Raw genomic sequence first — 14,305 nt, forward strand, 5'->3', positions numbered from 1 at the left:
ATGATGAATTCGCCAGCAGTGTCGCATTGGTGGCTCTTCCGCACTTTGCATGGATAGGTCGCAGTCACGTGACCTGATCCCGCCGATTTCCACCGGCAGAGCGGTGCATGAACTCGCTCTCACTCATTCCCGGTTGCCGGATCCGCCACGTCGCTCCTCAGGGTCAGAACGCTTTTGTCGTTGCAGTTGAGGGGCGTGCTCCCCATGGCCGCTGTCCTGCCTGTCGGCACATCAGCGCCAGCGTCCACAGTGCCTATCTTCGGCACCCGGCGGACCTCCCGTCCTTCGGGCGCGAGATTCGTCTGCGCGTTCATGTGCGGCGCTTCTACTGCCGCAATCAGACTTGCCCGAAGCAAACCTTCACGGAGCCTTTGCCGCGTCTTCTCAGGCCCTATGCCCGACGCACACGGCGATTAGCCAAGGCACAGGCGCGGATCGGCATCGCGCTGGGAGGTGAGCCCGGTGCCAGGCTCCTTGGACACCTCGCCATGCCAACCAGGGCCGACACCGTCCTGCGCCTCGTTCGGGACCAGCCGCTGCCCGCGCAGAAGCCACCGCACATTGTCGGCGTCGACGATTGGGCGATGAAGAAGGGGCGTACATACGGCTCTATCCTAGTCGACCTGGAACGCCGAAAGCCGATTCAGCTTTTGCCCGACCGAACCGCGTCCACATTCTCAGCCTGGCTCCGGCGCCACCCCGCTGTCGAGATCATCGCACGCGACCGCTCCAGTGAGTACGCAAAGGGCGCGGCCACGGCCTCCAAGGCCATCCAGGTCGCGGATCGTTGGCATCGGCTGTTGAATGCCCGCCAGATGGTAGAGCGCTGGTTGGCGAAAGCCCATGTCCGGCTGCGACGTCTGCCCCTGGTCGAGAAGCCGCCTGTAGCCTTGGGACAACGAGCCCGCGCCTACCCTCGCACGCGAGCCGAGCAGGCTGCCAGTGCCGACAGCCACGCCCGCTGGCAGGCTCTCTATGAGGAAGTCCGACAACGGCATGCCCGTGGAGAGAAGCTGTTGGCGATCAGCCGCACGATGGGCCTGGCGCGCGGCACGGTGAGGAAGTTTGCCCAGGCCGACAGCTTTCCTGGGCGTGCCGTGCGCCAGCCGGGACCGAGGATCCTCGATCCGGATCTCTCTCACCTCAACGCGCGCCTGGCCGCGGGATCCGAGAACGCCACCGCCCTCTGGCGCGGGCCGCAGGATCTTGGCTGTGCCGGCTCACCCAAGCAGGTCTATCGCTGGATGGCCGAGCGTCGCACAACTCCGGCGAAGACGACAGCCCGCAAATGGCGCTCACCCAATCCGAGACGCTCCGCGGCGGGCACTCCGCTGCCTTCGCCCAAGCAGCTTGCTTGGCTTCTTGTGCGCCCTCCGACGGCACTTGATGCAACCGAGGCTGCCGTCCTGGCCCGGGTGCAACAAGATCCCGAGGCTGCGACCGTAGCCGATCTCGTTCAGCGCTTCTGCACCCTCTTTCGTCACTGTTGTTGTGAGCGCCAGACCCGCAACAGTGAGCAGACGTCCATCAAGACTCTGACGGCATGGATTGCTGAAGCTCGATCATCGGGCATCCAGGCTGTTGAGACTTTTGCCGCCGGTGTGGAGCAGGATGGACTTGCTTCGGGAAAACGGAGAGCACTTCAATGACCCAGGAGGATCTCCATGCCCCAAGCCTATCAACGCTTTACCAAAGAGTTTCAGGATGAGGCCGTTCGGCTTGCTCTGACGAGCGGCCGCAGCCGGCGTGAGGTCGCCGCGGATCTCGGCGTCGGCCTGTCGACCCTGCGCCACTGGATTGATCGTCGCCGCGAGCGCGAGATCGACGATCCGCCCGAAGACCGCTAGGAGGACATGGCAGCCGAGCTGAAACGGCTGCGGCGTGAGAACGAGATCCTGCGCCAGGAGCGGGAGATCCTAAAGAATGAGGCATTTTTCGCCAAGGAGGGAAGTCGATGAAGTTCCGGTTCATCGATGCGGCGAAAGAGAGCTTCCCCGTCTCGCGCCTATGCCAGGTTCTTGGTGTCAGCCAAAGCGGCTACTTTGCCTGGAGATCTCGTCCGGCCAGTCCTCGCCAGCGGGAGGACCTGGTGCTGCTGGCCCATATCCGCTCAGCCTTTGCGCGTTCGAAGGGAACCTACGGCAGTCCCCGCGTGACCCGCGAGCTGCAGGACGAGGGCTTGGAGGTCGGGCGACGCCGCACCGCCCGGCTGATGCGCGAGAATGGCCTTAAAGCCCGGCAGAAGCGCCGGTTCAAGCGCACCACCGACAGCCATCATGCCTTCCCGGTTGCTCCCAATCTCCTCGAGCAGGACTTCTCGGCCGAGCGCCCGAACCAGAAATGGGCCGCAGATATTTCGTACGTATGGACAAACGAGGGCTGGCTGTATCTGGCCGTGATCCTGGATCTGTTCGCCCGGCGGGTGGTCGGTTGGGCGGTCAGCGATCGGCTGCACCAGGAACTCGCGTTGGAGGCGTTGCGCAAGGCTCTGGCAATCCGACGACCTGGAAAGGGGTTGATCCATCATGCGGACCGCGGCAGCCAATACTGCGCGACAGCCTACCAAGCCGAGTTGAGGAAGCACGGCATCCGGATCTCAATGTCCGGGAAAGGTAATTGCTTTGATATTGCTTTGATAATGCGGTGGTCGAGACCTTCTTCAAGAGCTTGAAATCCGAGCTCGTCTGGCGCACCGTCTTCCAGACCAGAGCCGAGGCCAAGGCGGCGATCGGCCGTTACATCGACGGCTTCTACAACCCTATCCGACGTCATTCGACCCTCGACTACATCAGTCCGGTTCAGTTCGAGAAGATGGCCGAATAGCGACCAAACCGCTCTCCACTAAACCGAAGCAATTCCAGGACGGGGCCGCAGTCCGTGCGGCACTGACACGGCCGTGGAGCAGTGGGCAAGCCGAGGGTCAGATCACGCGCCTCAAGCTCCTGAAGCGCTCCATGTATGGACGAGCCGGCTTTGATCTCCTGCGCCGGAGAGTGCTCTTGGCAGCATAATCCTCTTGGCGCGTAATCCAAGCAAAGTGCGGAAGAGCCACCAATGCGATACTGCTGGCGAATTCATCATGCCGGGATGGAAGTCATCATGAGCTTGGCGAATGCGGATTGACGAGTTTGCGCAAGTGGCGTGCCCGCGAGCCAAGCACTAATGCGGATGAGGTTCATTCGCCAGCAGTATCCAATGCGAGGGAGGATCAAGATTTTCCGCCCGACAAATGCGCAACTCGACAGCCAATTCCCATTCGAGCGGCCGGAATCATATGCGCTCGGATGGCGTCGCTCCGACTATCACGGGCGCATGTTCATCGCCCACAGCGGCGGGATGTACGGCTTTCCCACCTACGCGGCCATTCTTCCGGAAGAGCGGGTCGCGGTGGTCGTACTGGCCAACGGACCCAAATCCGCTCGTGACGAGTACAGTCTGCAAAAGGCGATCGTGTTTGAAGTGTTCGACCGGCTCCTTAGCATGCCTCGGTCCGACTGGCGCGCAGCTTTCCTTGAGCGTCATCGCGCGGTGGCAGAAAAATCCGCCGCGGAGGAGCGAGCACTTTCCCTGAAGCGCGACCCGAGCGTACAGCAGGCGATTCCTCAAGCCTACGAGGGCTGCTACCGCGATCATGCCGGACCTGGTGGCGATGTCGTCCTCAACGTCGTGCATGGTAAAGCTTCGCTGCAGTTCCTTGGCGGCGGCTATTCGGCCGCCTTGCAGCCCTGGCGCGAAGGAGAGTTTCGCCTGCGTCCTGATGCGATCATCGAGGACTTGGAAGGACCAACATTCATCAAGCTCCCAATGGGCTCCACGCCGCCACTAAGTCTGGAGCTTTTTGGCGCAAGCTTCACTCGGATTGGAGAAGCAACCTCCTGCAAGTCGCCTGCCGGGGCGGAGCGATGAGGGGGAGCTCAGTCTAGGAAAACTCTAGATGCCGTAATGGGCCTGCCGCTCACGCAGTAGCGGCACGGGGTGGCTGTCCCTCACAGTGATGGTGCGGAAACGGGGTCCTAGGGGATCGGCCCCAAGCGTCATGAGGGACAGCCATGGACTCTCATCCTCAGCAAGACCATGCTGCAGAATGTGCTCAAAGGAAACTGGCGAAGCTCGCCGAACCGCCCGAGATAGCAGGCCATCCGCAAAAGACCTACGGTATCAGCGAGCGACGGGCGTGCTCCGCGACTGGTCGCAGCGTTTATCGCATCGCAAGCAAAAGCGTTCCGACCCACAGATTGCACTCGGGAGCCGCCCCAAGGAACTGATACTAACATTTGCTTAGAAGCCGACGGTGACGCCGCGATTGGCGAAGAATCGATCAAAGACATCAAGCGGAAGCGTTACATCCACTTGGCTGGCGGCATCATGGCCGGACGGATTGTGAAAGCGGATCGTGTCCTCAGTCGCCGCAGTCACCAGCACCAGATGTCCACCCTTGGACGGGGGCGTCCGATCCGGCCAGCGAATGTCGCTGTTCACGGAAGCAATGAAGAACTGCCATTCTGAAAGAAGGGCAGGGATGCTGGCCGTGCCGACGTTGGTCACAGTTTCAGCCACTAGACCGAAGCGGTCACTGACGAAGGTAACGAAGGGCGCATAAATCAGGCCCTTGATCGAGGCATCCAGCTCATTGACGAGATAGCCGCCATAGGCGGTGCAGGCACGGGCAAGGCTGAGTGTTGGGTGAACTTCGCCTCGTGTCGCGAGGATCATCTTGAGGCAGGCCATACCGCAGATATTGACCGCCCAGCGGGCATATTCCTCGATCGTCTCTGCGCCCGAGCGCTGCCAGAGTGGATCGCGCATCAATGCTGAGGATCCCTCGGCATAGACCGGGAGCGTCATCTCCGGCGTTTCCCACTGGCTGAAGTAGGGCACCTTGAACGCGCTCGATTTCACGTGGCTAATCTCCTCATGTCAGTTCCGCACCCTCGCTTCTTCAAAGTCACGGTTCTCTCAGCGCTCGACGCTTGCCGCCGCATCATCGGGTTCAACAGCACGAGCCTTCCAAGGTCTACAATGTGATCAGCTGGAGCATCCAGCCGTCACAAGACCGTCTCGCTAAATAGCCTTCCGCGCCCCGAGAAGCAAGCATGTCGCCTGGCGCTCACTTTTTGAAAGCGCTAGGCTAATCTCTCCCCCGTCCTCACTCTGCGGCTATCCCCGTCTTGGCCCATCGGAAGGCATGGCCCGTCCTCCAAGTCGCATACGGAATGGCGGCGAGCTTGCGGGCCAACGGCCACGCGGGCCTTGAGCGGCGGCCAGCGCTGAAGCTGGGTGAGCAGGACACCGGCTGCCTCGAACAGGGTCATCTGGCCGTGAAGAGGTCATCCTGATCGAGCATTAGGCCTCTGACCTTGGCCAGAGGGGTCGCTGCACCTTCGTATAGGGAATCTGCGTGAAATCTGGGGAGATCGGTCCCGACGCTGCAACGTAGTGGATCTCCGCCGCGATCGGTTCGAAGCTGTTGTAGAAATGCTGGCTTGATTTCACGACAACGCCTCTCTTGTCGGACATAGCACAACCGATGTCGGTGAAGAGCTCAGGGGAGAATACCTGTTCCCGGATTGTCGAGAGAATGATGTGAACGCCCCTGGTCTCGATGTAGGCACTGGGGCCGAGAGGCCATTGTGAGCCACTGTTGCCCGGTTGTTTGTGATCAGGGCAAAGACCACGAACAGTCGCCAGAACGTCGACGGGTTGACCAGAATGCTCTCCCACCTTCCCACCGATGCGCAGTGCAAGAGTCGCCCCGATGCCGGCACCGAAGCACATCTGAACTGCAACCGGATCCCAGAAGCAGCCCAGAGCAATCTCTCGGAGGCCCAAATCCAAAACTCGCTGCAGGATCGCTGTACTATCGGAGGCTGCTCCACCGCCTGCGTTGTCAGCAACGTCGGCAAGGACGATAGGAGCCTTTGCGCTATTGGCCCGAACACGTGCAAGAGCCTCGTCAACCGTCAGGTATGGCGTGCGGGCTTCCTCGCGCATGGCCCAGAATTCTGCACCGAGTTGGCGTGCGAGCGCCTCTGCTTGCGCTTGATCACCATTGGCGATCACAAGCACCTTGGCGCCCACGTCGGCCACATCACCCCAAGGGAAGCCATGGATAAGCGAAACCGAAGCAATCCCATTCTTGCCCTCAAGGGCGCGCATGCGTTCCACGAACGAGCGGACCGGCTCGCGCGTGGTCGGCCATAAGCCGATCATCCGGCAGTCGTGCACGGCTTTGACAGGCTTCAAGGTTCCCTGGCTTGCCGCCATTGTGAGACCATAGACCTCGCGTGCGCACTCCCGAATGTCGGTGTGGGGATACTCTTTGTACGTAACAACGATATCGGCACCGGCCACCATGGCCTCGGTTAAGTGGCAGTGGAGGTCGAGTTCGACCCCGATCATGACGTCAGGTCCAACAACAGCACGCGTGCGCGTGATGAGGTCCCCTTCACAATCATCGTAGCCGTCCGCGATCATAGCACCGTGGAGATCTAAGAGAACGACGTCGACTGGTTGAGCTTTACTGAGATCATCGAGAATATAGTCGCGCAGCTCCTCGTAAGCAGCGCGGACGGTAGTGCCGGCCGGCTGGGCATAGGTAGAGATGCTCTCCACGATCTCGTGTCCACCTTGCTCAGCCGCGCGGCGCCACTCTTGTAGAGCACGGCTGCTCCCCCGGTCGGGGCCAAGGCTCCCATCACGGCGTGAATAGTCGAGGTTGGTGAACGACCGCAGGCTTGTGGGGATTGGCGAGAACGTATTCGTCTCGGTTACGAGAGAAGCTATGAAGATCCGCATTGCCTATTCTCCTCACCTTCATACGCTCGCAATATCTCTAGCCTGATATCACGCCGGATAACTTTCGGTTTATATAAACCTACAAGCATAAACCTTCGCCTGTTGCGACTGATCTTGTCCGCAAGGATAGCTCACATGCTGATTATAACACCAACACTGGCAAAATGCTTCCGCTGTTCAACGTAAGGTTTCCGAACTTGTGAGTTCCCTTCGCCGCTTAGTGCCGACTTCGGGGTGTGACGTCAATCGAAAATTGTTATTGCCAGCAATAATTTTTCCTTTAAGATAAGTTTTGATTGGTATTGGACGCCGTTTTTGAGGAAACCTAATTGGCGTCATCCACGGGTTCAATTGACGACCAAGTTGGAAAACGCGGTGAAAAGGACGCTCGAATGGGCCAAAGCGCGATGGAACTGCATAACAGTGCGATCATCATTGATGCGGTGTGTCCGCTTCTCGATGATCAAGCGAAAATAGAAGATTATCGTGCTGGCGGTCTGACCGCGATCGCGCCCACCGTTGGATACCGATATGGCACTGAGACGACGCTGCGGACGATCGGATCGTGGCACAAGCTCCTGCGGGAGCGCGACGACCTGCTACTGATCCGCACGGCTGCCGATATCCGCAAGGCGAAGGCGTCAGGGAAAGTGGGCATCATTATGCACTTTCAAGGACCCGAGCCGATCGAGGACAGCCTCGATCTGATCGACGCCTTCAAAGTGCTTGGTGTCGGCATCATGCAGCTGGCCTACAACGTGAAGAACCGCATCGGCGATGGTTGCGAAGAGCGTACAGACGCTGGTCTGAGCCGCTTCGGGCTGCGAGTCATTGAGCGAATGAACCAGGCGCGCATGATTGTTGATTGCTCGCACACTGGCGTTCGTACGACAATGGAGGCGATTGAACATTCTTCAGCGCCGGTGATCATTTCGCATGCCAACGCCAAATCGGTTTACCCGTCGCCGCGCAACATCTCCGACGAGTTGATCAAAGCGATCGCAGAGAACGGCGGCACCATCGGCGTCGTGGGCTTCCCTGGCTTCGTTTCCAGTGACAAGCGCCCGACACTTGATCAGTTCATCGATCACATCGCTTATATGTGTGATCTTGTCGGCACGCAGCACATCACACTGGGCATTGACTACTACAGCGGGCAGGTCCCGTATGTTGACGATGCCATCGCGATGAAAGAGTACAGGCGATCCGTTGCCGATGGAATCTGGAGCCCCAAGGCTTATCCGGAACCGCCGCACTATTACCCCGCTGGCATGGAAACTCCGAAGGGCATGCCGGCGCTCACCAAGCGCCTTCTTGAGCGCGGATTCGCAGAAGCGGACATCCGTAAGATTTACGGCGAGAACCTGCTCCGGATCTACGAAACCATCTGGGGTGAATGAAGGCGAAACCAAACAGCCAACCGTGAACGATGCGTTGCGTAGGAAGCAGCGCATGAGCAATCGATGCCAGGGGAACTGCTATGAAATACACTGCCATGAGAAACAAAGTCGCAATCGGACTCCTCGTTTTTACTGCACTTAGCCAGCCGGCCTTTGCCGGCAAGGCAACCGATACACTCAACGCCGCCTTCAGCAACGAAATCGAGACGCTCGACAGCTACAAGGCGTCGACCCGCGAAGCCCTGATCATTGGCCGTCACCTTTACGATGGTCTTGTCTCGAAAAATTACAAGACCGGTGAATTCATTCCAGAACTGGCCGAGTCATACAAATTCACGTCCGACACCCAGATCGATTTCAAGATCCGCAAGGGTGTCAAATTTCACAATGGCGATGCTCTGACTGCCGACGATGTCGTTTTCACTTTAAACCTCGTCTCCGGGCCTGATTTCGCCGCCCGCTATGCGATCGCGGTAAATTGGATCGACAAGGCCGAGAAGCTGGATGAAGACACGGTTCGGCTGACCATGAAGAAGCCTTTTCCGCTCGCGTTGGAAATGCTTGCCGGCAATCTGCCGATCTACTCCAAAGCGTATTATGAAAAGGTCGGTTCGCAGGGTATGGCGGTTAAACCAATCGGAACCGGGCCCTACAAGCTTGTCGAGCTGACACCCGGCCTCGGTGTCAAGCTCGAGCGGTTCGACGACTATTACAAAGGAGGGCAGAAGGAAAATCCTCAAATCAAGACGCTGAAGTTCCGTGTTCTGCCTGAACGCAATACCCAATATGCCGAGTTGTTGAATGGTAATCTCGACTGGATCTGGCGCGTTCCCAAGGATGATGTTCCGCGCCTTGAAAGCCGCCCCGGCGTGAAAGTCGAGAATGCGCCGATCATGCGTATCAGCTACATCTCCATGGCTCCGCGTGTTCCCAACTCGCCGCTCGCCGATGAACGCGTTCGCAAAGCAATCAACTACGCGATCAATCGCACGGAGATCCGAGACGCGTTCGTGGGAAAAGATTACCGGATCATCAATTCAGCATGCAACCCAGTCCAGTTCGGCTGTGAAACCGACGTCACCACGTACGAGTATAATCCAGAACAAGCAAAGAAATTGCTGAAGGAGGCCGGATTTGAAAAGGGCCTCAATCTGAGCATGGTCATCCCGGGACCCGCTGCGGGCGTGCCCGAAGCGATAAAGGCCAACCTGGCTTCGGTCGGGATCAATTTAAAGCTCAACAGTCTTCAGTACTCCGCAGCCGTGGATCAGTGGCGCAGCGGCAAGCAGGATCTCTCTTATGACGACTGGGGCTCGTACGGTGTCGGCGACGTCGGGCTGAATGTTGTCGGCAACTCCTTCGCAGACACTGGTGAGGACGTGGTGAAAGACCCGGAGATTATCCCGCTCATCCAGGAGGCTGGCCGAATCATCGATATGGATCGCCGCAAGGCGCTTTATTCGAAGGCCCTTAAACTGATCGCCGAGAAGGCCTACCTGGTCCCGCTATGGGCGTGGAGCATGAATACCGCCATGGCAAAGGATCTCGACCTTCACGTCAGCCCCGATGAGTTCGTTCCCTTCTATGATGCGAATTGGAAGTAATCATCTGCCGTCCGGCCGCTCTAGGCGGCCGGACGGAGTTGGATACCTTTCACGAAGGAGATCATTATGTTGAGTTACGCAGTCCGCCGGATAGCGATGGCGTGTCTTCTCACGCTCTTCGTATCCTTCATCGCCTACTCCTTGATCTTTGCTGCAGGCGACCCGGCGGCCGCTCTGGCCGGCAATGCCTCCACTGCAGCCGATGCAGACCGCCTTCGGCAACTCTACGGTTTCGACCGGCCTATCATCGTTCAGTATTTGCATTGGCTGTCCGGCGTTCTTCGTGGAGACCTCGGAACGAGTCTCTACTTCGACCAGCCCGTCGCGACGCTGCTCCTCGAGCGCTTCACTACGACAGCACGGCTCGGTTTCTTCGGCCTGGTCCTGGCTCTGGTCATCGCTGTGCCTCTGGGCGTCGTTGCCGGCCGTTGGCCGAACAGCATGGTTGATCGCTTGGCTCTGCTGCTTGCCGTTGTTGGGCAGGCCATGCCGAGCTTCTGGTTCGCCTTGCTGCTGATGATTCTATTCTCCGTCAAGTTGTCAATCCTGCCAGCCTCGGGTACCGCCTCTTGGCAGAGCTTCGTCATGCCCACGATTGTGCTGGGCTATTTTTCTATGCCGGCGATTATGCGGTTGACCCGCTCGGGTATGATCTCGGCACTCGAGTCGGACTATATTCGCACGGCCCGCGCCATGGGGCTCTCCGAAGCGCGCGTTCTGTTTGATTACGCGTTGCGCAATGCGGCACTGCCGATCATCAGCCTTTCTTCAGCTCAGTTTGGATTCATGCTGGCTGGCTCTGTTGTCGTCGAAAGTGTGTTCGCCATTCATGGAGCCGGATCGCTCGCCTGGGAGAGCATATCACGAGCCGATCTGCCGACAGTTCAGGCGCTAGTGCTCTGTTTCTCCCTTTTCTATGTCTTTTTCACAATGGTAGCTGATATGCTCAATGCCATGCTCGACCCAAGGATGCGCAGCAAATGACCGAAGTCGTAGCAACTTCCGTAGGAAGCTCGCAGGTGACTGCCAACAGAAGCAGCCTGCTTCGCTGGCTGTCTCACGGCGGCCTGATGCTCGGGCTTCTGATCCTCTTCATCGTCGTCACCATGGCCATATTCGCGTCGCTGCTGGCGCCCTATGACCCTTATCTGCAGTCACTTCCGACCCGGTTCACGCCTCCCGTTTGGTTTCCTGGCGGCGGCTGGGAGCACCCACTGGGCACGGACCACTTGGGCCGTGACTATCTATCGCGGATCATGTACGGGGCCCAAATCTCACTTGCGATTGGGATCGGGACCGCCGTCGTGTCGGGCATTATCGGAACCGCTATCGGGGTCTGCGCCGGCTACTTCGGCGGTAAGGTCGACAGTATTTTGATGTTCATTATCACCGCGCGTCTGGCGATGCCCGTTGTTCTGGTAGCATTGGCCGTGGTGGCGCTCGTCGGTTCCTCGCTCACGGTGGTCATGCTGACGCTCGGCTTCCTGCTGTGGGACCGGTTCGCGCTCGTGATCAGGGCCACGACGATCCAGCTGCGGTCGTCCGAATTCGTGACCGCGGCGGAGCTCCAGGGCGCTTCGGTGCTGCAAATCATCGGTCACGAGATCCTGCCGAACCTCCTCAACAATCTCGTTGTGGTGGCTACCCTTGAAATGGCCCAGGCCATGATCCTCGAGGCGGCACTCTCGTTCCTGGGTCTCGGCGTGCCTGCTCCTCTTCCGTCGTGGGGGCTGATGATTTCTGAGGGCAAAGACTCGATCCTCTTTGAGCCTTGGCTGATTACGATTCCCGGGGTGTTTCTGTTCGCGCTTGTCCTTGGCACAAACCTTCTGGGTGACGGTCTGCGCGATGTCATGTCGCCGAATGGACGGAATTGAGGATGAGCAATGCTGCTCAACGTTGAAAATCTGAACATCGACATCGCTACGCCGAACGGAAGTCTCGCCGCCGTGCAGGATGTCAGCTTTCGCGTGTCAAAGGGTGAAACCCTGTGCATCGTTGGCGAATCGGGATGTGGAAAGTCGATCACCGCATTGTCGCTTCTCGGGCTTCTGCCCAAGGTGGCAAAACGAACGGCGCGTCAGATGACCTTCGATGGCCTCGATATGCAAAGTATGTCGAAAGCTGAACTGCGCGCCCTACGGGGCGACCGTCTATCGATGATCTTCCAGGAGCCGATGACGGCGCTGAACCCGCTGCACACGGTCGGACGCCAATTGTCGGACGTCTATCGCGCTCATCGCAAGGCCTCCCGAAGGGAAGCCAAGGAGCGAGCGATCTATCTGCTCAAACAGGTTGGAATTTCCAACGCAGCGCAGCGGTTGAACCAGTATCCGCACGAGCTTTCAGGCGGCCTGCGTCAGCGTGTGGTGATCGCCATGGCGCTCATGTGCGAGCCGGAGCTGATTGTTGCGGATGAACCGACCACGGCGCTGGACGTAACAATCCAGGCGGAACTGTTGCGGCTGCTCATTGACCTGCAAAAGTCATTCGGGATGGGGATGATCTTGATCACCCACGATTTGGGACTCGTCTCACGCATCGCCGACAGAGTCATCGTCATGTATGCGGGCCAGGTGGTGGAAGCGGCGCCGGCCGCGGAACTCTTCACCAAACCGTCCCACCCTTATACCCGCGCATTGCTCGGTTCCGTACCTGATCCTTCGTATCCGCGGATGAAGCCGCTGCCGTCGATACCCGGCACAGTACCGTCGCTTGTGAGCCGGATGGAGGGCTGTCATTTCTTTGACCGATGTCCGCTGGCCTGTGACGCATGCAGACAGCCGATCCAGCTTGCAACGATCGACAAAGATCATGAGGCCCGCTGCATAAGGGTTGGTAAGGGAGAAATCCGGCGAAAGGTTGTGGCATGAGTGACAAACCCGTTCTCGAGTTGCGCAACGTCACGCACGAATACAGGGGGCGAAGAGGTATCTTCAGCCAAAGCGCACCCGTGCGAGCCGTCGACAAGGTGTCGATCTGTGTGGAGAGAAGCGACATTCTCGGTATTGTCGGAGAGTCCGGCTCCGGGAAAAGCACGCTCGCGAAAATCATGCTGGGTCTGCTTGCCCCGGCAGAAGGAGAGGTTCTACTGGACGGCTGGCCAGCCGCCGGCATGACACGTCGGCAGATCGCAGAGCGTGTCGGCTTTATTTTCCAGGATCCGTACTCGTCCCTGAACCCGCGCCAGACGGTAGGCAAGATTGTGGCCTATCCGCTCTATTTGCGTGGCGAGGGCACGTCGGCGGAGCGGCAAGAACGTGCGCGTAAGATCCTTGACATTGTGGGGCTGCCCTTACGCTTCTTCGACGCCTATCCCAACCAAATGTCGGGCGGCCAGCGGCAGCGCGTTGCTATTGCCCGGGCTCTGATCACACGTCCCAAGCTGCTGATATGCGACGAGCCGACCTCCGCCCTTGACGTGTCGGTTCAGGCCCAGGTCCTCAATCTGCTCTTGGAGCTGCGCGAGGAGTTCAATCTAACGTACGTCATCATCAGCCACAACATGAGCGTGATACAGCATATGACGACCAACGTGGCGGTTATGTATCTTGGCCGAATCGTCGAAATGAATACGTCCGAGCGTGTTTTTGAAGAACCGCGTCACCCCTATACGCAGCTTCTGCTCAATTCCACACTGACAGTCGCGCCAGGCGCCGGCGTTCCCGATTTGAAGGTCGACACGGCTGCCCGCGAGGCGATGCGTGAGCATCCATCCTATATCGCTCAGTGATCCAGAATGTCTGAAACAAGGAACAGCGAGTTGAACGATCAGTCTGGCACTGTCGACGTTTCTCTGGAGGCACTAGAGAGTCTTCTGGCGCGTGTATTTGAAGGCCACGGCTGCTCGTCCACAACCGCGGCCATTCTTGCAGCCAATTGTGCCGGCGCTGAAGCGGCTGGTTCGACCAGCCATGGTGTTTTCCGCATAGACGGATACGTGTCTTCTCTCCGTTCAGGCTGGGTCGATGGCGCGGCAATACCCGAGGTCCACTCGAAAGCAGCGGGCCATGTTTTCGTCGATGCAAAGAATGGTTTCGCGCAGGTTGCTTTGCATGCGGCGCGGGACACGTTCGTTCAGCGGATTCGCGAGAACGGTATCGCGCTCCTATCGATCCGCGGATCACACCATCTCGCGGCGCTCTGGCCGGATGTTACGCCTTTCGCCCGGGAGGGGCTAATTGCGATCTCGATGGTCAATAGCTTCGGTTGTTCAATTCCGGTGGGCGCGAAGAAGCCGCTTCTTGGGACCAATCCATTTGCTTTTGCCGCGCCCATCAGGGGAGAGGCTCCGCTGGTCTTCGACTTCGCAACGACCTCCATGGCCAATGGTGACGTGCAGCTCGCGGCTCGCGAAGGCCGTACGTTGCCGCCGGGTATGGGGGTGGACAGCAATGGCGAGGCCACGACTGACCCGAACAAGATCCTCAATGGTGGAGCGCTCGTGCCTTTCGGTGGGCATAAGGGGTCGGCGATCTCCCTGATGATTGAACTGATGGTCGCCGG

General features: G+C 58.8%; 11 protein-coding genes and 2 pseudogenes. 11 read left to right on the top strand and 2 right to left on the bottom strand.

Going from position 1 to position 14,305, the window contains the following annotated elements:
* Window positions 1-107: 107 nt before the first annotated feature.
* From AA309_RS29680 to AA309_RS36985, 4 genes and pseudogenes are all read left to right on the top strand, one after another.
* Complete coding sequence (locus AA309_RS29680; protein WP_047192635.1) at window positions 108-1,649, top strand: ISL3 family transposase; 1,542 nt, start codon at window positions 108-110, stop codon at window positions 1,647-1,649.
* Between the two features lie 15 nt (window positions 1,650-1,664).
* Window positions 1,665-2,823, top strand: a pseudogene (locus AA309_RS29690) (IS3 family transposase).
* 345 nt (window positions 2,824-3,168) lie between these two features.
* Window positions 3,169-3,906 (top strand): serine hydrolase, encoded by a 738-nt coding sequence (locus tag AA309_RS29695; protein ID WP_160310576.1) that lies wholly within the window; start codon window positions 3,169-3,171, stop codon window positions 3,904-3,906.
* 150 nt (window positions 3,907-4,056) lie between these two features.
* Window positions 4,057-4,264, top strand: a pseudogene (locus tag AA309_RS36985) (IS3 family transposase); the annotation flags it as partial.
* A 14-nt stretch (window positions 4,265-4,278) separates the two neighbouring features.
* On the opposite strand, the gene AA309_RS29700 reads toward AA309_RS36985, so the two are convergent.
* Both AA309_RS29700 and AA309_RS29705 read right to left on the bottom strand, forming a co-directional pair.
* Window positions 4,279-4,899, bottom strand: a complete 621-nt coding sequence (locus AA309_RS29700; protein WP_200902073.1) for a C39 family peptidase — start codon at window positions 4,897-4,899, stop codon at window positions 4,279-4,281.
* 444 nt (window positions 4,900-5,343) lie between these two features.
* Entirely contained in the window at window positions 5,344-6,795 is a 1,452-nt protein-coding gene (locus AA309_RS29705; protein ID WP_047192629.1) for a M81 family metallopeptidase, read from the bottom strand.
* A gap of 329 nt (window positions 6,796-7,124) precedes the next feature.
* On the opposite strand from AA309_RS29705, the gene AA309_RS29710 reads away from it, so the two are divergent.
* The 7 genes from AA309_RS29710 to AA309_RS29740 all read left to right on the top strand — a co-directional run.
* Window positions 7,125-8,195, top strand: a complete 1,071-nt coding sequence (locus AA309_RS29710; protein WP_150117840.1) for a dipeptidase — start codon at window positions 7,125-7,127, stop codon at window positions 8,193-8,195.
* A gap of 80 nt (window positions 8,196-8,275) precedes the next feature.
* Window positions 8,276-9,799: an ABC transporter substrate-binding protein gene (locus AA309_RS29715; protein ID WP_047192631.1), complete on the top strand. Its 1,524-nt coding sequence runs from the start codon at window positions 8,276-8,278 to the stop codon at window positions 9,797-9,799.
* 66 nt (window positions 9,800-9,865) lie between these two features.
* Window positions 9,866-10,783, top strand: a complete 918-nt coding sequence (locus tag AA309_RS29720; RefSeq protein ID WP_047192632.1) for an ABC transporter permease — start codon at window positions 9,866-9,868, stop codon at window positions 10,781-10,783.
* Window positions 10,780-11,676 (top strand): ABC transporter permease, encoded by an 897-nt coding sequence (locus tag AA309_RS29725; RefSeq protein WP_052955093.1) that lies wholly within the window; start codon window positions 10,780-10,782, stop codon window positions 11,674-11,676. The genes AA309_RS29720 and AA309_RS29725 overlap by 4 nt, the downstream gene beginning before the upstream one ends.
* Before the next feature lie 9 nt (window positions 11,677-11,685).
* Window positions 11,686-12,672, top strand: coding sequence for an ABC transporter ATP-binding protein (locus tag AA309_RS29730; protein ID WP_047192633.1), 987 nt, complete (start codon window positions 11,686-11,688; stop codon window positions 12,670-12,672).
* Entirely contained in the window at window positions 12,669-13,532 is an 864-nt protein-coding gene (locus tag AA309_RS29735) for an ABC transporter ATP-binding protein (RefSeq protein ID WP_047192634.1), read from the top strand. The genes AA309_RS29730 and AA309_RS29735 overlap by 4 nt, the downstream gene beginning before the upstream one ends.
* Window positions 13,533-13,562: 30 nt before the next feature.
* A partial coding sequence (locus AA309_RS29740; RefSeq protein ID WP_052955094.1) for an Ldh family oxidoreductase occupies window positions 13,563-14,305 on the top strand: 743 nt, incomplete at its 3' end.

Source organism: Microvirga vignae (assembly GCF_001017175.1).
In the GTDB taxonomy this organism is placed as follows: domain Bacteria; phylum Pseudomonadota; class Alphaproteobacteria; order Rhizobiales; family Beijerinckiaceae; genus Microvirga; species Microvirga vignae.